At 72.7% G+C, this 20,805-nt stretch carries 17 protein-coding genes; 10 read left to right on the forward strand and 7 right to left on the reverse strand.

The annotated features are described in order from the left end of the window. Positions 1-2: 2 nt before the first annotated feature. From LIU39_RS21610 to LIU39_RS21620, 3 genes are all read right to left on the reverse strand, one after another. The gene (locus LIU39_RS21610; protein ID WP_227048470.1) at positions 3-1,622 is read right to left on the reverse strand and encodes an APC family permease; all 1,620 of its coding nucleotides are present in this window, start codon (positions 1,620-1,622) and stop codon (positions 3-5) included. 56 nt (positions 1,623-1,678) lie between these two features. After that, entirely contained in the window at positions 1,679-2,629 is a 951-nt protein-coding gene (locus LIU39_RS21615; protein ID WP_227048471.1) for a hypothetical protein, read from the reverse strand. A gap of 414 nt (positions 2,630-3,043) precedes the next feature. Next, on the reverse strand, positions 3,044-4,699 hold the full coding sequence (locus LIU39_RS21620; protein WP_227048472.1) for an FAD-binding dehydrogenase: 1,656 nt from the start codon (positions 4,697-4,699) through the stop codon (positions 3,044-3,046). A gap of 209 nt (positions 4,700-4,908) precedes the next feature. Between LIU39_RS21620 and LIU39_RS21625 the strand changes: the two genes are divergently transcribed. The 7 genes from LIU39_RS21625 to LIU39_RS21655 all read left to right on the forward strand — a co-directional run bounded on the left by LIU39_RS21625 (position 4,909) and on the right by LIU39_RS21655 (position 10,811). Then, a complete protein-coding gene (locus tag LIU39_RS21625) occupies positions 4,909-5,796 on the forward strand; it encodes a DMT family transporter (RefSeq protein ID WP_227048473.1) in 888 nt (295 codons plus the stop codon). Between the two features lie 89 nt (positions 5,797-5,885). After that, the gene (locus LIU39_RS21630; RefSeq protein ID WP_227048474.1) at positions 5,886-6,458 is read left to right on the forward strand and encodes an NUDIX hydrolase; all 573 of its coding nucleotides are present in this window, start codon (positions 5,886-5,888) and stop codon (positions 6,456-6,458) included. Between the two features lie 10 nt (positions 6,459-6,468). Next, a complete protein-coding gene (locus LIU39_RS21635) occupies positions 6,469-6,873 on the forward strand; it encodes a YidH family protein (protein WP_227048475.1) in 405 nt (134 codons plus the stop codon). Between the two features lie 3 nt (positions 6,874-6,876). Beyond that, positions 6,877-7,233, forward strand: a complete 357-nt coding sequence (locus LIU39_RS21640) for a DUF202 domain-containing protein (RefSeq protein ID WP_227048476.1) — start codon at positions 6,877-6,879, stop codon at positions 7,231-7,233. Positions 7,234-7,460: 227 nt separating this feature from the next. After that, on the forward strand, positions 7,461-8,381 hold the full coding sequence (locus LIU39_RS21645) for an MBL fold metallo-hydrolase (RefSeq protein WP_227048477.1): 921 nt from the start codon (positions 7,461-7,463) through the stop codon (positions 8,379-8,381). Positions 8,382-8,545: 164 nt separating this feature from the next. After that, a complete protein-coding gene (locus tag LIU39_RS21650; RefSeq protein ID WP_227048478.1) occupies positions 8,546-9,589 on the forward strand; it encodes a phosphotransferase family protein in 1,044 nt (347 codons plus the stop codon). 7 nt (positions 9,590-9,596) lie between these two features. Then, positions 9,597-10,811, forward strand: a complete 1,215-nt coding sequence (locus LIU39_RS21655) for an acyl-CoA dehydrogenase family protein (RefSeq protein ID WP_227048479.1) — start codon at positions 9,597-9,599, stop codon at positions 10,809-10,811. 54 nt (positions 10,812-10,865) lie between these two features. On the opposite strand, the gene LIU39_RS21660 is transcribed toward LIU39_RS21655, so the two are convergent. From LIU39_RS21660 to LIU39_RS21670, 3 genes are all read right to left on the reverse strand, one after another. Continuing rightward, positions 10,866-11,471: a TetR/AcrR family transcriptional regulator gene (locus LIU39_RS21660; protein ID WP_227048480.1), complete on the reverse strand. Its 606-nt coding sequence runs from the start codon at positions 11,469-11,471 to the stop codon at positions 10,866-10,868. 62 nt (positions 11,472-11,533) lie between these two features. After that, on the reverse strand, positions 11,534-13,195 hold the full coding sequence (locus LIU39_RS21665; RefSeq protein ID WP_227048481.1) for an AMP-binding protein: 1,662 nt from the start codon (positions 13,193-13,195) through the stop codon (positions 11,534-11,536). 91 nt (positions 13,196-13,286) lie between these two features. Continuing rightward, entirely contained in the window at positions 13,287-14,063 is a 777-nt protein-coding gene (locus tag LIU39_RS21670; protein WP_227048482.1) for an SDR family oxidoreductase, read from the reverse strand. A 165-nt stretch (positions 14,064-14,228) separates the two neighbouring features. Here LIU39_RS21670 and LIU39_RS21675 point away from each other — a divergent pair, with 165 nt between their 5' ends. Together LIU39_RS21675 and LIU39_RS21680 are read left to right on the forward strand one after the other, a co-directional pair. Then, complete coding sequence (locus tag LIU39_RS21675) at positions 14,229-15,500, forward strand: exo-beta-N-acetylmuramidase NamZ family protein (protein ID WP_227048483.1); 1,272 nt, start codon at positions 14,229-14,231, stop codon at positions 15,498-15,500. A gap of 129 nt (positions 15,501-15,629) precedes the next feature. Further along, a complete protein-coding gene (locus tag LIU39_RS21680) occupies positions 15,630-16,976 on the forward strand; it encodes an MFS transporter (RefSeq protein ID WP_372463998.1) in 1,347 nt (448 codons plus the stop codon). Positions 16,977-17,026: 50 nt separating this feature from the next. Here the strand turns inward: LIU39_RS21680 and LIU39_RS21685 are convergent, their stop codons facing one another. Then, on the reverse strand, positions 17,027-19,846 hold the full coding sequence (locus LIU39_RS21685) for a penicillin acylase family protein (RefSeq protein ID WP_227048485.1): 2,820 nt from the start codon (positions 19,844-19,846) through the stop codon (positions 17,027-17,029). A 250-nt stretch (positions 19,847-20,096) separates the two neighbouring features. Here LIU39_RS21685 and LIU39_RS21690 point away from each other — a divergent pair, with 250 nt between their 5' ends. Then, the gene (locus LIU39_RS21690) at positions 20,097-20,729 is read left to right on the forward strand and encodes a hypothetical protein (RefSeq protein ID WP_227048486.1); all 633 of its coding nucleotides are present in this window, start codon (positions 20,097-20,099) and stop codon (positions 20,727-20,729) included. Positions 20,730-20,805 lie beyond the last annotated feature (76 nt).

Here is a 20,805-nt window from a genome sequence, read left to right on the forward strand (position 1 = left end):
GGTCAGCGCTCCTTCGGGGCGGCGGGTTCGGACTGCGGTGCTCCGTGGGCGTCTTCGGCGGCGGCCTTCTCCAGTTGGAAGGCTTCGTTGCCGAGGCCGATCCTGGCGTGCACGGCCGGCCTGCGCACCCGCAGCACCCGGCCGTGGACGAGGCCGACGACGGCCGCGATGCCGATCAGCGACGGCAGCAGCCACCGCAGGACCGAGCCCCGGTCCGCGGCGACCAGGACGTCGAAGTCCTTGACGGCGTAGCCGAGTACGGCCAGCAGGGCGAGCGCGGCGAGGCCCGCGGCGAGCAGCCGGCCGGCCTGGGCGCGGCCCGCGCCGCGGCGGACGAAGAAGGCGATGACGGCGACGGAAGCGGTGGCCATCAGCAGGATCACGCCGAGCGCGCCGACGTTGCCGCCCCAGGTGAAGAGGGCGAGGACGGGGGTGGCGGGGTCGTCGGCCGGGGTGTCGTCGCCGAGGGTGAAGCCGAGGACGACGGCGGCGGAGATGACGGTCTGGAGCAGGGAGCCCAGAGCCGGGGCGCCGCTGGACCTGGCGGTTCTGCCGAGGGCGGCGGGCAGCAGCCCCTCGCGGCCCATGGCGAAGGCGTAACGGGCCACGACGTTGTGGAAGCTGAGCATCGAGGCGAAGATCCCGGTCACGAAGAACAGGTGCAGGGCGTCGGTGAAGGCGGTGTCGAGCCGGGGCCCGGTGAGCGAGAAGATCAGTTCAGGGCCCTCTTTCCCGGCGGCCGCGATGACGTTCCCCGGCCCGGTGGCGACGCCGATGAGCCAGGAGCTGACGGCGAAGAACACCGCGACGAACCCGACGGCGAGGAACATCACCCGGGCCACGACGGTCTGCGGGCGGCTGGTCTCCTCGGCGTAGACGGGGGCCTGTTCGAAGCCGACGAACGCGGCGACGGCGAAGCACAGGGCGGTGCCGAGCCCGGCGCCGCCGAGTGCGGCCGGGTCGAAGGCGTGCAGGGACAGGCCCTGCGGTCCCGGTGCGGCGGCGAAGGCGATGTCGAAGACGGCGATCAGGGCGACCTCGATGACGAGCAGGACGCCGAGCACCTTGGCGTTGAGGTCGATCTTCAGGGCGCCGAGCGCTCCGGTGACGGCCACGCCGGCCAGCGCGGGGATCCACCAGGCGACGGTCACCGACAGGTAGCGGTCCAGGAGCCCGGCGACCTCGAAGCCGAAGATGCCGTAGATGCCGACCTGGAGGGCGCTGTAGGCGGCGAGGGCGACGAAGGAGGCGCCGGATCCGACGGTGCCGCCGAGGCCGCGGGCGATGTAGGCGTAGAAGGCACCGGCGTTGTGGACGTGCCGGCTCATCTCGGCGTAGCCGACGCTGAACAGGGCCATGACGATGCCGAGGATGACGAACAGCAGCGGCTGCCCGACGATCCCCATGACCTGGTAGGTGGTCACCATGACGCCGGCGACGACCATCAGCGGGGCGCTGGCGGCGAGGACGGACAGCAGCAGCCCTGGTGTGCCGATCCGGCCGGCCCGCAGCGCCCGCTCCTGCCCCTTGAAGGTGCTGATCGCGTCTCCGGTGCGGCCCGGCTGCCCGGTGCCGTGCGCCGTGGCGGCGCTGCGCGTACTTCCCGAACTGCCCGTCGGCATGGCGGGGTTGTCCTTTCCGTAGGGCGGGGCGAGCGGTACCGGCCTCGGGTGCCGGGTCAGGTGGAGCGGAACGCGGTGTCGCGGGCGGCCTTGAACGCCTTGCGGGCGTCGCGGCCCGGGTACGACCAGGGTGCCGGGGTGACGTAGGGGCCGATGCGGTGGAAGAGGGCCGCGGCCTCCGCCATCCGGCCTTCGTGGAACTTGGCGTGGGCGAGGAAGTTGAGGTCGACCTTGCCGCGCGGGTGGTCCTCGCCCTCCCACTCCAGCCACCAGTCGAAGGCGGTCTTCATGGCCTGGCGGGCGCGGCGGGTGGTCCAGTGCGCGGAGGCGCCGGGGTCGCGGGGCTCGATACCGGCGGCGGCCAGGACGCGGTAGCGCTCGGCGTGGGCGACGACGGGGAGTACGGCGAGCGGGGAGTCGGCGGGGGCCTGTTCGGCCGCCCAGGCGGCGAAGTCGTAGACCTGGTGCAACGGGTCGTCGGCCGTGCCCTGTTGGTGTTCGGCGAGGCAGGCCGCCATGAGGTGGTGGGCGTGGTGGTGATCGGGGTGGCGGGCCCTGATCCGGTCGAATGCCTGCTCGCGGCTGTCGGGGGTGCCGTCGTGGCGGGCCAGCAGGAGGGAGCCGAGCCAGGGGGTGGGGTCGGCGGGCAGCATACGGGCCGCGGTCCGGCAGGCGGTTTCGGCCGTTTCGGTGTCCTCCTTGCCGTGCAGGGCGAGGTGCACGGCGGCGAAGGCGAGGAGGGTCGCGGCGTCACCGCTCTCGGGTTCGGCGAGCAGCCAGTCACGGGCCCAGGCGGCGGCGCCGGAGGCCGCGCCGAGCACGACCAGGCGGTGTCCCCTGCGGTCCCAGTCCTCGCCGGTCCCGGCGAGCAGGGTGCGTACCCGCGTCCATCTGCCGTGGGCCAACGCGTCGGCCGCCGCGGCCAGTTGGGTGTCGTCCAGGGCTGGCAGGAGGACCGGCGCGTCCTTGCGGCGGGGACGGCCCAGGGGTGGTGGCGGAGGGGTCATGGAAGAGGGGGCTCCATGACGTGCTGCACCGCGCGTTCACCTCACTGTGTGTCGTCCTTGGCGGCCGGCCGTCCGCACGGGCCCGGTCCGGCCTTCCGGCGCGGTGCCGTCACGTGCGGGGCGGGGCCGCTCGCCGGGCGGGACGGTGCGGTGCGGGCCGCCCGCGGGCCCGGGTGTCCGGCTCCGTCGTGTGACCCGCGTGTGCAGGATCCGTGGCCTGGCCCCCACCGGTTCGTCACGCACAGCAAAGCGGGCGGCACTGCCCGGCGTCAAGGCTGCGTGGCGAATGGCCGAATCCGTCAACTCCGCTTGCTTTGAGGGGTGTTGAACATCCGCTCAGGACGAGGCGCGGGCGCCCCCGGAGGAGCGCCCGCGACGCGCGGCGGGTACCGACGGGCCCCGCGGACGGCGCCGTCAGGCCACCGCCTTCGCGGCCGCCCGGCCCGCGGTGCGCCCGGAGAACAGGCAGCCGCCGAGGAAGGTGCCCTCCAGGGAGCGGTAGCCGTGCACCCCGCCGCCGCCGAACCCGGCAGCCTCGCCCGCCGCGTACACACCGGGCAGTGGTGCGCCGTCCTCGGCCAGTACCCGCGAGGAGAGGTCCGTCTCCAGCCCGCCGAGCGTCTTGCGGGTGAGGATGTGCAGCCGTACGGCGATCAGCGGGCCCGCCTTGGGGTCCAGCAGCCGGTGCGGGGCGGCGGTGCGGATCAGCCGGTCGCCGAGGTACTTGCGGGCCCCGCGCATCGCGGTGATCTGGAGGTCCTTGGTGAAGGGGTGGGCGATCTCGCGGTCGCGGGCGACGATCTCGCCGCGCAGCGCCGCCTCGTCGATCAGCGGTTCACCGGTCAGCTCGTTCATCCGGCGGACCAGCGTGCCCAGCGACCGCTCGACGATGAAGTCCGCGCCGTGGTCCATGAACGCCTGCACCGGGCCCGGCGCACCCCCGCGGGCCCGGCCGAGCACGTCGCGGATGCTCTTTCCGGTCAGATCCGGATTCTGCTCCGATCCGGAGAGCGTGAACTCCTTCTCGATGATCTTCCGGGTGAGCACGAACCAGGTGTGGTCGTGGCCGGTCTTCATGATGTGTTCGAGGGTGCCGAGGGTGTCGAAGCCGGGGAAGAGCGGCACCGGCAGCCGCTTGCCGGTGGCGTCCAGCCACAGCGGGGACGGGCCCGACAGGATCCGGATGCCGTGCATCGGCCAGATCGGGTTCCAGTTGTCGATGCCTTCGGTGTAGTGCCACATGCGGTCACGGTTGATGATCCGGCCGCCGGCCGCCTCGGCGATGCCCAGCATCTTGCCGTCCACGTGCGCGGGCACCCCGGACAGCATCCGACGCGGCGCCGTGCCCAGCCGCTCGGGCCAGTTGGCCCGCACCAGGTCGTGGTTGCCGCCGATCCCGCCGGACGTCACGATCACGGCCTGGGCGCGCAGCTCGAACGCGCCGGCCACCTCGCGGCTGCTGGGCGTGCCGCGCTCCGCGTCCGATGGCACCAGGACCTCGCCGCTGACCGTGTCCACGCTGCCCGCGCTGCGCGTCAGCCCCGTCACGCGGTGCCGGAAGCGCAGCTCGACCAGGCCGCGGTCGGCACCGGCGCGTACCCGCCGCTCGAACGGCGCGACGATGCCGGGGCCCGTCCCCCAGGTGACGTGGAAGCGCGGCACGGAGTTGCCGTGTCCCGTCGCGTCGTAGCCGCCCCGCTCGGCCCAGCCGACGACGGGGAACAGCCGCAGGCCCTGCCGGTGCAGCCAGGAGCGCTTCTCGCCCGCGGCGAAGTCGACGTACGCCTCGGCCCATTTGCGGGGCCAGTGGTCCTCGGGACGGTCGAATCCGGCCGTGCCCAGCCAGTCCTGCCAGGCGAGGGCGTGGCTGTCGCGGATCCGCAGCCGGCGCTGTTCGGGAGTGTCGACGAGGAAGAGGCCGCCGAAGGACCAGTGGGCCTGCCCGCCGATGGACTGCTCGGGCTCCTGGTCGAGGAGGATCACCTTCCGCCCCGCGTCCACGAGTTCCGCGGTGGCCGCCAGGCCCGCCAGGCCCGCTCCGATCACGATCACATCAGCGTCGTACGCCATCTCAGCTCTCCTCACCGGGGCAGGCCGGACGCCCCGGTCTGCCGTGGTGATCCGATCCTCAGCGCACCGGCCACGGCCGTCAACCACTTGCTACCGACTGGTCAGCACGTGCGCCGCGGCAGGCCGGGGTGACGACGGCCACCGCACCTCGGCCGCCGGATGGCTATCCTCAGGCACACCTCCACCCCGCGCGATACGAGGTGTGCGACGTGACGGTGATCCTGCTGGCCCTGGGCGCGGCCTGTTGTCTGGGGCTGGGCTTCGTCTTCCAGCAGGCGGCGGCGCAGCACGCCCCCGTGAAGGACTTCCTCTCCCCGCGGCTGCTGCTCGATCTGATGCGGATGCCGCGCTGGCTGGCCGGCATCGGGCTGATGGTGTGCGGCATGGCGCTCGGCGCCTTCGCCCTGGGGATGGGCGACATCACGCTGGTCGAGCCGCTGCTGGCGACGAACCTGCTGTTCGCGATGGCGCTGTCGCGGTGGCTGACCCGCCAGCGGCTCGGCCGCAGCGGCTGGGCCGGGCTGTGGCTGCTGGCCGGGGGTGTCACGGCCTTCATCGTGGCGGGCCGGCCGCACGGGGGGCGCAGCGCGGCCGATCCGCTCGTCCAGTGGCTGATCATGGGCATCGTCCTGGGCACCGCGCTGCTGCTGACGGCCTTGGCCAAGCGCGTGTGGCTGGCCCTGGAGGCGGCGCTGCTGGGTGTCGCCGCCGGACTGCTCTACGGGCTCCAGGACGCGCTGACCCGGATGAGCGGCGACCTGTTCACGCGGGGCGGCTGGGCGGCAATCGCCACCAGCTGGCCGCCGTACGCGGTCCTCGTGCTCGGGGTGACGGCGCTGCTCCTGGTGCAGAGCGCCTTCGAGACGGCGCCGCTGCGGCTGTCGCTGCCCGCGCTGACGGCGGCCCAGCCGCTGGCCGGGATCGCCTGCGGGGTCGGGTTCCTGGGCGACCGGCTCCAGGTGACCCCCGGGGCGCTGGCCTGGCAGGCGGCCGGGATCGTGGCGATCGTCGTGGGCATCGTGCTGATCGGCAGGCACCCGGCGATGCCGCCCGGCTCGGGCCGGCACCATCCGGTGCACGCGCTGCAGCCGCACTGAACCGGCGGCCTGGGCCACGCCGTCTCCTGAGCCGGTCGGCCAGGCCCCGGCCGCCCGGCTCATCCGCGTCTGGTGATTGCATGGCCCCCATGACCGATCAGCAACCGCTCGACGCGGACGAGATCCTCGACATCGTCGATGAGCTGGACCGGGTGGTGGGGCAGGCGCCGCGCGGCGAGGCGTACGCCCGCAACCTGCGGCACCGGTGCACGTTCATCCTGGTCAGGGACGCCGATGACCGAATCTTCGTGCACCGCAGGACCGCACAGAAACTGGTCTTCCCCTCGCATTACGACATGTTCGTCGGCGGGGTCGTGGGAGCCGGTGAGAGCTATGACGAAGCGGCCCTGCGGGAGGCCGAGGAGGAGCTGGGGGTCGAGGGACTCGGGCAGCCCGAGCCGCGCTTCTCCTTCCTCTACGAGGCGGACGGGCACTCCTGGTGGTCGGCGGTCTACGAAGTGCGCTGCACGCTGCCGGTGCGGCCGCAGGAGTCGGAGGTCGCCTGGCACACGTTCCTGTCGGAAGAGGAGCTGACCCGGCGACTCGACGAGTGGCCGTGGACGCCGGACGGGCTGGCGGCGTACCGGCGGCTGCTGGAGTGGCGCGCCTCCGGGAACGGCTGTTGTCCGGGGCGGCCCCGGGCGGCACGGACCGGCCGGTAGGGTTTCAGCCATGATCGACGGACTGCGGTCGCTCGGCGCGGCGGTACGGCTGTGGTTCTCGCCCGCGCGGGTCCGCGAGGAGGGCACCACTCCCGACTACCGCTTCTCGCTGGCCAACGAACGCACCCTGCTCGCCTGGCTGCGGACCGGCCTGGCGCTGGTCGGCGGCGGCTTCGCGGTGGACCAGTTCCTGCCGCGGCTGCACCCCGGAATGCGGATGACGTTCACCGTCGTCCTGCTGGCGGGCGGGGCGCTGTGCGCCGTGCGCGCGGTGAACCACTGGGTGCGCTGTGAGCGGGCCATGCGGCGCGGTACGGATCTGCCGGTCTCCCGCTTCCCCTCGCTGCTGGCCCTGGGGGTCGGGGTGCTGGCGGCGGCGATGGTGATCCTGGTCGCGCTCGGCTGGACCCGCTGACCGATGGCCACCGGAGACCGTCTCCGCGCCGGGCCGCCGGCGCCGGACGACCGGGATCCCGGGCTGCAGCCCGAACGCACCCGGCTGGCGTGGCGGCGCACCACCCTGTCCTGCACGGTCGTCACGGTGCTTGCCGCCCGGCAGCTGGCGCAGAGCCCGGCGCCGGGGCCCGGCCAGGTGGCGGCCGTGGCGCTGGCGGGGGTGGCGTGGCTGGTGTTCGGGCTGGTGGCGCACCGCCGGATGCGGGCGATGGCCGCGGGCCGGCCCCCCGGCCTGCCGCCGCGCAGCGCCCTGCTGGTGGCCGGCTGCACCATCGCCTTCGCGGTTCTGGGGGCGGTCCTGCTGCTGACGGGGCTCTGAGCGCCGACGGCTCCCGGCCGGGCCCCGCCGACCGGCCTGGAATCGGACACCGGCCCTGAGCCTCCGCCGCGCCGGGGATGACGGGCCGCAGATCACAGCGGTATCCCGGTCGGCAGGGCCGGGTGCGCCCAGCGATACGGTGACGCGACCCGCCGCTGCGGCCGGGGAGCCGCAACAGCCGCCCCGGGGCAGCGGGTGAGAACCCACCGTCTTGGAGCGACCACCGCATGACCGAGCCTCATCTCCCCGATCCCTATCTCACCGAACTGGCCGCCGGCGTCAGCGCTTTCGTCCAGCCGGACGGCGGCTGGTGCCTGAACAACGCCGGTGTGGTGACCGACGGCTCCACGACACTGCTGGTGGACACCGCGGCCACCGAGCACCGGGCGCGGCTGCTGGCCCGCCTGATCGCGGAGACCGGTGCCCCGGCCCCGCGTACCGTCGTCAACACCCACCACCACGGCGACCACACCTACGGCAACTCGGTGTTCACGCCGGAGGCGACGGTCATCGGGCACGCCGCCTGCCGCAGCGAACTGCTCGCCGCCGGGCTCCAGTTGCACGCGGTGTGGCCGGATGTGGACTACGGCGACACCCCGCTGACGCCGCCGTCGGTGACCTTCACCGACACCCTCACCGTGTACGTCGGCGACATCGAGGTGCAGCTGATCCACCCCGGCGTGGCCCACACCCCGGGCGACACCGTCGTCTGGCTGCCGCAGCAGCGCATCGTCTTCACCGGGGACCTGGTCTTCAACGGCGGCACCCCGTTCCTCTTCATGGGCTCGCTCGCCGGGTCGCTGCGCTCACTGGAGCTGCTGCGCTCGCTGGACGCGGTGACGGTCGTGCCCGGCCACGGTCCGGTGACCGGGCCCGAGGTGTACGACGGCATCGAGCGCTATCTGCGGTACGTCGACACGCTGGCACGGCAGGGCATGGCCGCCGGGCGGACGCCGCTGGAGGTGGCCGGGGACGCCGACCTCGGGCCGTTCGCCGAACTGGCCGAGAGCGAGCGGCTGGTGGCCAATCTGCACCGGGCGTACGCGGAGCTGGCGGGCGGTGAGCCGGGGGCGCCGCTGGATGCGCTGGTGGCCTTCGGGGACATGACGGCGCTCAACGGCGGGGTGCCGATGGCCTGCCACGCCTGAGATTCCGCGACGGCTGCGCGGGCCCCGGGCCGGGGTCCGCGCAGCCGCGCGTGACCGACGCCCCATGCGCCACCACTGGACTCCATACCGACTAGTCGGCATGATCGTGCCCAGCGGCTGCCACCGTCCGACGTCCGACCGTCCACTCCGTACGGAGGAGCACGATGAGCAAGGGCACCCCTCCCCCACCGGGCGAGACTCCCCCCGGTCTCGACCTGGAGCGTCTGCGCGCGCACCTGGAGCGCGCGCGGCCTGGGCTGACCGCGGGACCGCTGCGCGCACAGCTGATCGAAGGCGGCCGGTCCAACCTCACCTACCGCGTCGCCGACGGCGCCTCCTCCTGGGTCGTGCGCCGCCCGCCGCTGGGCCATGTGCTCGCCACCGCGCACGACATGCGGCGCGAGCACCGGGTGATCAGCGCGCTGCACAGCACGCCGGTGCCGGTCCCCGAAGCGCTGCTGCTGTGCGAGGACGAGTCGGTCATCGGCGCGCCCTTCTACGTGATGGAGCTGGTCGAGGGCACGCCGTACCGCACCGCCGAGCAGCTGCGGCCGCTGGGCGCCGAGCGCACCCGCGCGGTGGTGCTCTCGCTCGTCGACACCCTCGTCGACCTGCACGCCGTCGACCCCGAAGCGGTCGGCCTGGGCGACTTCGGGCGCCCCGACGGCTTTTTGGAGCGTCAACTGCGGCGCTGGGGCAAGCAGTTGGCGGCGTCGAAGAACCGTGACCTGCCGGGCATCGACGAGCTGCACGAAACGCTGGGCCGGGCGCTGCCCGCCTCGCCCACGCCGGCCGTCGTGCACGGCGACTACCGTCTCGACAACGTCCTCGTCGGCGCCGACGACACCCTCAAGGCGGTCCTGGACTGGGAGATGTCCACCCTCGGCGATCCGCTGACCGACCTCGGGCTGCTGGTGATGTACAGCTCGGACCTGGGCCTGCCCGCCTCGCCGGTCAGCACCACGAGCGGCGCTCCCGGCCACCCCGCACCGGCCGAACTGATCGAGCGCTACGCCGCCCGCTCCGGCCGGGACACCTCGGACATCGCCTGGTACACGGCCTTCGCCTGGTTCAAGCTCGCCGTGATCCTCGAAGGCATCCACTACCGCTTCACGCTCGGCCAGACCGTCGGCGCCGGTTTCGACCGGATCGGCGAGCTGGTGCCCGTGTTCATCGACCGCGGACTGACCACCCTCAAGGAAGGCTGAGGCACCCATGGACTTCGCATTCGACGCCAGGACGGAAGAACTCCGCGAGCAGCTGCTGGCGTTCATGGACGAGCACGTCCTGCCCGCCGAGGAGACCGTCCACGAGCAGCGGGCGCACCTCGCCTCCCCCTGGGACACCCCGGCGGCCGTCGAGGAGCTGAAGGCCGAGGCGCGGCGGCAGGGATTGTGGAACCTCTTCCTGCCGGACGCGGAGCACGGCGCAGGGCTGACCAATCTCCAGTACGCGCCGCTGGCCGAGATCACCGGCCGCAGCCCGCAGCTGGCGCCGACCGCGCTGAACTGCGCGGCGCCCGACACCGGCAACATGGAGGTGCTGGCGCAGTTCGGCAACGACGCCCAGAAGAAGCAGTGGCTCCAGCCGCTGCTGGCCGGCGAGATCCGGTCGGCGTTCGCGATGACCGAGCCCGATGTGGCGTCGTCGGACGCGACGAACATCGAGACGCACATCGCCCGGGACGGCGACGAGTACGTCATCAACGGCCGCAAATGGTACATCTCCGGCGCGATGAACCCGCTGTGCCAGATCTTCATCGTGATGGGCAAGACCGACCCGGACGGCGAGGACATCCGCCGCCAGCAGTCGATGGTGCTGGTGCCGCGCGACACCCCCGGCCTGACCGTCAAGCGCGCCATGCAGGTCTACGGCTACGAGGACCACTACCACGGCGGCCACGCCGAGGTGGTCTTCGACGACGTACGGGTGCCGGCCGGCAACCTGATCGGCGAGGAGGGCGGCGGATTCGCCATCGCCCAGGCCCGGTTGGGCCCGGGGCGGATCCACCACTGCATGCGGCTGATCGGCACGGCCGAGCGCGCCATCGAGCTGATGTGCAGGCGGGCCGTGGCGCGTACCGCGTTCGGCAAGCCGCTGGCCCAGCAGGGCGTGGTGCAGGAGTGGATCGCGGACGCGCGGGTCGCGGTGGAGCAGCTGCGGCTGCTGGTGCTGAAGACCGCCTGGCTGATGGACACCGTCGGCAACAAGGGCGCGCACACCGAGATCCAGGCCATCAAGATCGCCACCCCGCGCACCGTCGTGGACATCCTCGACAAGGCGGTGCAGCTGTACGGCGCGGGCGGGGTCAGCCAGGACTTCCCGCTGGCCGAACTGTGGGCGGGCGCGCGCACGCTGCGGCTCGCGGACGGCCCGGACGAGGTGCACCAGCGCTCGCTGGCCCGGCGCGAGCTGAAGCGGTACCGGTAACGGGACGGCGACGGGCCCCGCGGAGCGTTCCGCGGGGCCCGTCGTTCCGCCCGCCTACGGACGCAGCGCGCGCAGCAGCAGATCGGCGAGGTGGTCGGCGACCTGCTGCGGGGTGAGCGGGCCGCACTCGCGGTACCAGGTGCCGAGGTGGTGGACCGAGCCGAAGTGGTAGTCCACGACGAGGTCGGCGGGGATGTCGGCGGCGAACACGCCGGAGCGCTGGCCCTCTTCGACCAGTGCCCGGAACCGCTCGTGGTAGCGCCGCCGTTCGGCCCGTACCTGCTTGTCCTTCTCCGGTCCGAGATGGTGCATCGAACGGAAGAAGATCTTGGTGTCGTCGAGGTTCTCGATGGTGGTGACCACGACGTCGGCCGCGGCGTCCCGCAGCCGCTGCTCGACCGGGGCGTCGGCGCCGGCGAAGTGGTCCAGGCGCTCCTGCTGGAGGCGCAGCACCCGGCCGTAGACCTCGTGCAGCAGGTCGTCCTTGGAGCCGAAGTAGTGGTAGAGCGCGCCCTTGGTGACGCCCGCCGCGTCGACGATCTCCTGGACGGACGTGCGGTCGTAGCCCTGCTCGGCGAAGAGCCTGGTGGCGGTGGCGAGCAGCCGCTGGGCCACCGGCTTCGTGGTGCCGCCGGTGCCGCCGTCCTTCGTGCCGGCCATCGCCCTCACCTGTTCCTTCGTCCGTACGTGGTTCTTCCGGGAGCCGGCCGCGGGCCGCCGGGTCAGGCGCCCTCGCGCAGCTCCCGTCGGAGGATCTTGCCACTCGTGGTCTTCGGCAGCTCGGGCAGGATCTCGACCTCCCGGGGATATTTGTACGCCGCCAGCCGTTCCTTGCAGTAGCCGACCAGCTCGGCGGGGTCCGGGTCGCTGCCGGGCCGCAGGCTGACGTACGCCTTCACCGACTCCCCGCGGTAGGCGTCGGGCACGCCGACGACCGCCGCCTCGCGCACCGCCGGGTGGGTGTAGAGGACGTCCTCGACCTCCCGGGGCCAGACCTTGAAGCCCGAGGCGTTGATCATGTCCTTCTTGCGGTCGACGACGTAGAGCCAGCCGTCGCGGTCCATGAATCCGATGTCCCCGGTGCGGAGTTCACCGTCCGGCAGGGCCTCGGCGGTGGCGTCGGGGCGCCGCCAGTAGCCGGGCACGACCTGGGGGCCGCGCACCGCGATCTCGCCCTGCTCGCCGAACGGCACGTCCCGGCCGTCCTCGTCCATGATCCGTACAACGGTGTCGGGGCCCGGCACACCGACCGCGAGGGTGCCGGAGACCTTGTCGACCGGGGCCCGCTTGCCGGGCGGGACACTGGCGCACGGGGCGGTGCACTCGGTCAGCCCGTAGCCGTTGTGCAGGTAGGGGCCGAAGCCGGAGCGGAAGGTCTCCACGAGGGCGGGCGGCAGCGGCGCGCCGCCGGAGGACAGCGTCGCGAACGACGCGAAGTGCTCACGGGTGACTGCGGGGTGCGCCATCAGGGCCATGTACGCGGTGGACGGGCCGACCGTGAAGGCGGGGCGGTGCTCCAGGAAGGCGTCGAGCACCACACCGGCCTCGAAGCGGTAGGCCAGCGCGAGGGTGCCGGTGTTGGCGAAGGAGGCGGCCAGTTCGCAGACCATGCCGGTGATGTGGAAGAGCGGGGCGAGCGCGAAGTAGGTGGCGCCTTCGGCCACGCCCAGGCCGGTGCGCTGGCGTTCGGCGTTGTAGGTGATGTTGCCGTGGGTGTTGGTGGCGCCCTTGGGGGTGCCGCTGGTGCCCGATGTGTAGCTGATCAGCGCCACGTCGTCGGCGGTGAGGGCGGCGTCTTCGGGCACCGGGTGGAGCGTTCCGGCCGCCCGCGCCACGGTCAGCAGGTCGTCGGCGCCCTCCCGCGGCCCGAGCCGCTCGCCGCGCAGCACCCGGGTGTCGTCGCGGGTCTGGAGCCCCGCCTCGCAGGCGGTCAGCGCGATCCGTACGGAGGGGGCCTCGGCGGCGGTGGCGCGGAGGAAGGCATCCCAGGTGCGGTCGGCGCAGACGACGGCGGTGACCTCGGCGTCGTGCAGGATGTGCGTCATCTCGCCCGATTTATACATGGGGTTGACCGGCACGACCACGCCGCCGGCCTTCCACACACCGAGGACGGCGAGCACGAAGTGCGGGGTGTTCTGGAGCATGACGGCCGCCCGGTCGCCGCGGCGGAAACCGCGCCCGGCGAGGTGGGCGGCGACGCCGTCGGAGAGCGCGTCGGTCTCGGCGTAGGAGAGCCGGCCGTCGAAGTAGGCGAGCGCGGTGCGGCCGGGCGCCCGGCGCACCGCGTCACGGAAGGCGTGCAGCGTCGAGGCGGGCGGCCGGACGGGGGCCCGCTGCGCGTCGTTGAGCTGCGTCAGCCACGGCTTGTCCTGGTACGAGGTCATCGGGTGCGGCCCTTTCTTCCTGATCGCCTGATCGTCCCTGGGGCACGTCCGGGGTGGCCGGTCCTGCGTACCGGCCACCCGGCCGCTGCCGCTACCGCGCGTCGCGGCCCTCGGCCTGCTCCAGCTTGCGCTGGAGGTGGTTCATGCCGCCGAGCCAGCGGTCGGGTTCGGCGGCGCGCGCGGTGTAGTAGCCGGCGACCTCCGGGTGCGGCAGGACCAGGAAGCGGCCCTCGTGCATCGCGGCGAACAGCGCGTCGGCGACGTCCGACGGTTCGACGGCGGTGGGGGTCAGCACGAGATCGCCCGCGGCGCCGGTGGCGGCCAGCATGTCGGTGCGTACGCCCTGCGGGCAGATCGCGTGCACGTCGATGCCGCGGTGCCGGTAGGTCAGCGACAGCCACTCGGCGAAGGCGTACGCGCCGTGCTTGGTGACGCTGTACGGCGCCGCGTCGACCATGGTGAGCAGGCCCGCGGCGGACACCGTGGAGACGAACCGGCCGCTGCCGCGCGCCAGCCAGCCGGGCAGCAGCTCGCGCGCCGCCCGCACGTGCGCCATGACGTTGACGTCCCAGGCCAGCGCCCAGTCCTCGTCGGGCGCCTCGGGGCCGCCGCCGGTGCCGACCCCGGCGTTGGCGCAGAAGATGTCGACGGCGCCGCCGAGCGCCTCGCGCGCGGCGGGCACGATCGCGGACGCGTCGCCGGGCACCGCGACGGCGCCGATCTCCTGCGCGGTCCTGGCGGCCTTGGCCGCGTCGAGGTCGTTGACCACCACCCGGGCGCCTTCGGCGGCGAACCTGCGGGCCAGCGCCGCGCCGATCCCCCCGCCCGCTCCGGTCACGACGACGGCCTGGTCCCGTACGGCTTCCACGCTGGTCTCTCCCTCGGTCGCTCTCGGCTCGCCCCGCAGACTAACCAGTCGGTATGTCGGAAAGGAAGAGCCCCGGGCACCGGCGGCCGGGATCGTTCCCCGGCGGGCCCCTGAGCGTTAGCGTGCGCACGGCACGTCGTTCCCACCGATCACGGAGGTGCGCAGATGGCCCTGTCGCGACGCGTTCTGCTCGGACGGCTGGCGGCGACCGGAGCGGCCGCAGCCGCGGTCGGCACGGGCGCCGGCCCGGCCCGCGCCGCGCGGCGGCCCCCCGGCGGCCGGACGGTACGCACCGGCTTCGACCGGCTGGCCGCCGACGGCTACCGGCTCCTGGACGGGCAGCGGACCGGCATCGTCACCAACCCCACCGGTGTCACCCCGGACCTGCGGCACATCGTGGACGTCATGCACGCCGACGACCGGGTACGGCTGACCGCCGTCTTCGGCCCCGAGCACGGCTTCCGCGGCACGGCGCAGGCGGGCGGCTCGGAGGGCCGCCACGACGACCCGGCGACCGGCCTCCCCGTCTACGACACGTACGACAAGAGCGGCCGGGAACTCGCCGGCATCTTCACCGAATCCGGCGTGGACACCGTGGTGTTCGACATCCAGGACGTCGGCGCGCGCTTCTACACCTACATCTGGACACTGTACGACTGCATGGTGGCCGCGGCCCTGGCGGGCAAGCGGTTCGTGGTGCTGGACCGGCCCAATCCGGTCACCGGGCGCGCGGCCACAGGACCGGTGCTCGACCCGGCCTACGCCTCGTTCGTCGGCCGCGCGCCGATCGCGCAGGCGCACGGGATGACGGCGCTGGAGCTGGCCCTGCTCTTCAACGGCCGGTTCGTGCCGAAGGCCGCCGGGCGGCCGGTGCGGCTGGAGACCGTCTCCATGACCGGCTGGCGGCGCGGTGACTTCTTCGACGCGACGGGGCTGCCGTGGGTGCCGCCCAGCCCCAACATGCCCACCGCGGACACCGCGCTGGCCTACGCGGGCACCTGCCTCTTCGAGGGCACCAGCCTCTCCGAAGGGCGCGGCACCACCCGGCCGTTCGAACTCCTGGGCGCGGACGGCATCGACCGCAGGTGGGCCGAGGCGGTGAACGCGCTCGGGCTCGCCGGGGTCCGCTTCCGGGAGGCGTACTTCGCGCCGACGTTCTCCAAGTTCGCGGGGAAGACCATCGGCGGGGTCCAACTGCACGTCCACGACCGGGAGTCGTTCGACCCGGTCCGCACCGGCATCGCGCTGCTGGTCACCGCGAAGCGGGTGTGGAGCGGCTTCGCCTGGCTCCCGGACCACATCGACCGGCTGACCGGCTCGGCGCAGGTACGGACGATGATCGACGCGGGCGCCGGCACCGACGACGTGGTCGCGGCCTGGCAGCAGGACCTGGCCCGCTTCCGGGTCGTGAGGACCCGCTGTCTGCGCTACCGCTGACCCCACATCACCGTGCCGTGACCCGGCCGGCAGGTCTGCCGGTGATGCCGCCCCCCGGCACCCGCCTTCGTCTCACATAACAGGACGAGCCATTCCATCTATTGACTGCGCCGCACACCGGCCATGAGCATGCCGCTCGTGCGAACTGATGCGACACCAGCGAAGACAGCGCCGGGAGCGGCGGATACGGCGGCCGGCGAGGAGGCCGGCAGCAGCGAGAGTCTGCGCCGGGTGGCCGTGGCCTCCTTCATCGGGACGGCCATCGAGTTCTACGACTTCTACATCTACGGCACCGCCGCCGCACTCGTCCTGAACCAGGCGTTCTTCCCGACCCTCGACCCGGTGAACGCCACCCTCGCGTCGTTCTCCACCTACGCGGTGGCGTTCGCCGCCCGGCCGCTCGGTTCGCTGGTCTTCGGGCACTTCGGCGACCGCATCGGCCGCAAGTCGGTGCTGGTCGTCTCGCTGCTGATGATGGGCCTTTCCACCGCGTTCGTCGGCCTGCTCCCCGGCTACGGCACGCTGGGCATCTGGGCTCCGCTGCTGCTGATCCTGCTGCGCTTCGTGCAGGGCATCGGCCTGGGCGGCGAGTGGGGCGGTGCGGCACTGCTGGCGGTCGAGCACGCGCCGCGCAAGCGCCGCGGGCTGTACGCCGCCTTCCCGCAACTCGGCCCGTCCGTCGGGTTCTTCGCGGCGACCGGGGTGTTCTGGGCGCTGTCCGCGGGGCTCGACGACGCCGCGTTCCGCTCGTGGGGCTGGCGGGTGCCGTTCCTGCTGTCGTTCCTGCTGGTCGGCGTGGGCCTGTTCGTCCGGCTGAAGATCAGCGAGACGCCGGTCTTCACGAAGGTGCTGGACGCGCAGGAGGCGAGCCGGGCCCCGGCCCTCGACGTGTTCCGGCGGCATCCGCGGGAACTCCTCCTGGGCGCCGGCGGCATGATCATCGCGTACGGCCTCTTCTACACCGCGACCACCTACTGCCTCTCCTACGCCACCGGCACCCTCGGCGTCTCCCGCAACACCATGCTCGGCCTCTCCCTGGTCGCCTGCCTCTTCCTGGCGGCCGGCACCTGGCTCGCCGCGACCCGCTCGGACGCCGCGGGGCGCCGCAAGCTGATCCTCGCGGGCACCGGCCTGGCCGTGGTGTGGGGTCTGGTCCTCTTCCCGCTGCTGGACACCGGGCAGCCGGTGCTGATCGCCCTCGGCATCGGCGGCGCACTGTTCTGCATGGGGGTCGTGTACGGGCCGATGGGCGCCTATCTGCCCGAGCTGTTCGGCCCGACCGTGCGGTACTCGGGCGCCTCGCTCGCCTACAACCTGGGCGGCGTGCTGGGCGGCGCGGTCGCGCCGCTGTTCGCCACCCGGCTCCAGTCGGCGTTCGGTTCCGCGTCGGTGGGCTGGTACGTCAGCGCGATGGCCGTGATCTCACTGCTGTGTGTGCTGGCGCTGCCCGAGACCCGGGAACGCGAACTGGCCTGAGCCGGACGGCTCCCCGTACGGATCCGCCCGTACGGGGAGCCGTCCCGTTCCTACCGGTGCGAGGGGAATTCCACGACCTGCTGGTAGGTCGGCCGGTTCTGCCAGCTGATGGCGTCGTGGGTGAGGCCGCCCACCGCACGCTGGACGATGGAGTCCGCGCACCACTGGTCGCCTGCCTTGCAGCCGTCGTCGCCCGGGTAGACCTGCTCGGCCGTCCTGCCGCTCGCCTGCCTGAGCGTGTCCAGCAGGGTGTCGCGGCAGGCGGCGAGGTCGCCGTTGCCGCAGTACGGCTCGGCGAGCGGGCCCTGGACCTTGTCGCCGAGCACCGCGCGCAGGTCCTTGTCGGCGTAGCTCCACCAGCCGTACTGGAACGCCGATCCGGCGTGCGCGCCGGTCGGTCCGTGGCCCGCCGACGGCGACTCGTCGATGGCGAGGTTGGCGCCCAGCGCGTCGTAGAGGTCGCCGCCGAGGCCCGGCTTGAAGGCGCCCTCGATCATCAGCGGCCACCAGGCGTCCATCAGCCGTACGGCGTCGGGGTGGGTGTAGGTGTGCGAGCCGGCGCTCGTCTCGCGGCGCTGGGCGCCGTCCTTGCGCCAGGAGTCCAGCTGCTGCACCGCCGTCTTGAGCTTCGGATCGGTGATCGGCTTGCTGTTCAGCACCCGCAGGAGCTGTGGCAGTACGTCCTCGCCGCGCAGGTCGGTGACGGCGGCCTCGGACATCGCCCGGGTCAGCGCGGCGCGCGTGACGCCGCCCTCCTTGGTGAGGGCTGCGACCCGGTCGTCGAGCAGGTCGGCGCGGTGCACCGAGCCGTTGCCGAAGCCCGCCGAGTCGTAGTCCTTGGCCTGCTTGTTGTTCCAGGAGATGTAGTAGTCCTGGTTCACCGACTGGGGGTGCTGGCCGGGCGGTGTGTAGTCGGTGGTGTTGGCCTTGGGGTCGTAGCCCCGCCACTCGTACTTCGGGTCCGCCTTGATGGGCAGCGCCGGGTCGACGTCCGGGTTGCGGACCGGGTTGAGGCCGCTGTTGTAGTAGGCGATGTCGCGGGAGTCGGCGTAGAACCAGTTGAAGGCGTAGCCGATGTGCTGGGCCGCCTTCTGGAAGGTCGCCGCGTCGCGGACGTACGAGGGGTCGTTGAGCATCTGGAAGCCGATGATGGAGTCGGCTTCGTGGCGGTAGGTGCTGCGCAGCGCCGTGTAGGCGACGGGCTTGCCGCCGATGGTGGCGCGGTGCGTGACGGTGCCGTACTTGGTGCGGAAGACCTGCATCCGGTACGAGCCGGCGGCGGTCGGGTCGGCGATGGTCGGCTTCCAGGAGTTGGTGCGCTCCAGCTTCTCCATCGGGACGCACGCGCCGTGGTAGCGGTAGGAGGTGGACTCCTTGGTGGCCGGTGAGCCGTCCTTGTTGCACAGGTCGACGGCGTAGGTGTCGGTGATGTCCTGGCCGGCCGATGTGGCGCTCCAGGCGTAGTCCTGGCCGCGGCCGAGCTGGACGTACATGCCGACCCCCGCGAAGGACGCGCCGCGGGCGCTGATGCCGGGGCCCTGGATCTCCTGGAGCATCAGCAGCTGCGGGGCGAAGTAGCCGGTCTGCGGGCCGAAGACGGCGACGGGATGGCCGCTCGCGGTGTGCTTGCCCGACACCAGGAGCGCGTTGGACATACCGCGGTGCTGGGTCGGGTCGAAGCTGCCCTTGGGCAGTACCCCGTCCTTGAACATCCCTTCCAGCTTGCGGTACTTCTGCGGCGCCTTGACCGGGTGCTGTGCGGGCTTCTTGTCTCCGGCCGCTCCGGTGCGGTCGAAGACCAGCGGTTCGGAGGTGACCGAGTCCGCGTCCGGCAGCGCGGTGCCCTGGGCCTTGGACGGCTTGACCGCATACGGGAAACTCTGGCCGTCGTGCAGGGTCTTGGCGGCCTCGGGGTCGTTGCGCTCCCGGAAGGACTCCCAGACCTCGGTGCCCTTCGTGACGCCGTACTTCTGCTGGGCGGAAAGCAGCGCGAGGGCGGACGGGACCTCACCGCCGCCGCCGTTGCCGAACAGGCCGCCGACGACGGAGGCCAGCGAGATCAGGTCGGTGAGCTTGAACGGCGCGATCTCACCGGCGTTGGTGATCGCGTCGACGTGTCCGGTCAGGACGTACTCGCCGGGGAAGTAGCGGCCGTTCTTGGACTGTTCGCGGTAGGCGTTGATGCCGTCGACGTACGCCTGGGCGTCGTCCATGGCCTGCTTGCCGCGGGCTCCGTTGGTGTCGCGGATCCGGTCCACCTGGGCCTGGAGGTCGGCCTCGGTGTACGGGGCCTGCGGCCAGAACTGCTGCTCCAGGCCCTGGTTGGCGAGGGCGCCGCCGGCGAAGGAGGTGAGTTCGCCGCGGCCGATGTGGCGGAAGAGGTCCATCAGCCAGAGGCGGTCCTGGCCCGCGGCGTAGCCCGCGCCGTACTCGGTGCCGTACCGGGTGGTGCCCTTGATGTGCGGGACGCCGGTCTTCTTGTCCCGGGTGATCGTCACGTCGTCGCGCGGTGCGGTGACCTTGGCGACCTGGTCCTTCGGGACGCCGAAGGAGGCGTCGTTGAAGAAGTCGGTGAGGGTGTCGTCGGTGAGCGACTGGTAGCCGCTCGCCAGGGCGCCGTACGGGGCGAGTTGGTCGGTGGAGTGCGCGGGGTGGGTGCCGAAGACCTTGCCGGCGAGGATCTCGGCCAGGGTCGCGTTGCCGTTGGCGCCGGGCGGCAGGATGTCGGCGCACTGGCCCTGGCAGTAATCGGTGGTGCCGGTCGGTCCGTCGGCCGCGGCCGCGGTGGGGGGCGGTGCCAAGAACGTGGCACCCAGGGCGAACAGGGCTGCCGCGGCGGCGGTCCTGAGCCTTCCGGTACGTCGTCGCATTCCTGCTCCTCGAAGGGGGTTCCCCCTGCTCTTCAAGAGCTCGGGGAAGAGTGCGCCGGACGTTACCGCCGGTTACTCGCCACCGGAAGATGAACAACAGTCACGTTTTCCCCCTCCCCCCACAGGGACACCCGCGACGCCCCGATCCCGCTCTCGCCCGAAACCGCAAGAAAATTCGATGGATCCAGTCGGCGGTCCGGTACGTCCATTCCCTGTCCAGTCGGGTCCTCCCCACGGAGGTGGGATGAAATTGGCCGGTTTCAGAGCTCTCGCGGAACAGGTCCGCAATCCGCGACTCGTCGCGGCCCAGCGGCGAACCGCCCTGCGCAAGTGCCTGGAGCGCTTCGCCCCTTACGGGCACCGCGCGACCTGGCACCATCTGTGCACACGGGCCGGGATCACCCCCCAGGACCGTGACCCCGACCCGGAACGGCTGATGGCCGCGCTCGCCGAGCTGGAGGAGGCACGCACCCTCTGGCTGGCGTACGAGGCGCAGTTCGCCACCCGGCGCAGGCGGGAGAAGCACGACGGCATCCGGCAGCCCAGCGCGATCGACGACTGGCACCGGCGCACCTGGGGCGGCTGCGACATCGTGCCCTGCGCCGCGCCGCACCGGCACCCGGCCGCCCGGCTCGCCGTCGTGCTGCACAGCATGATCACGGCGATGGAGTCCGGCAGGCCACGGCGGAACTGCCCGGTGTGCGGCGGCAGCCGCTTCAACTGGCGTACGGACACCACTGGTTGCCCCGAGGCCGGCCCCGTGTGCGGCGGCTGCGGAGTGGTCGCCCCGGCCGGCATCCTCACCCGCGAGGCACTGACCGCCGCCGGTCCGGGCGACGACGCGGCCGCGGCCGGACGGCTCCCGGCGTACGCGGCGGCCTGACCGGGGCACGGCAGGGACGGCCGACGTGCCCTCTGCGGGCGGGCGCGCCCGTCCGGGCGGCACGGTCCGCCCGGGG

This window comes from Streptomyces pinistramenti (assembly GCF_020564935.1).
Lineage (GTDB): Bacteria > Actinomycetota > Actinomycetes > Streptomycetales > Streptomycetaceae > Streptomyces > Streptomyces pinistramenti.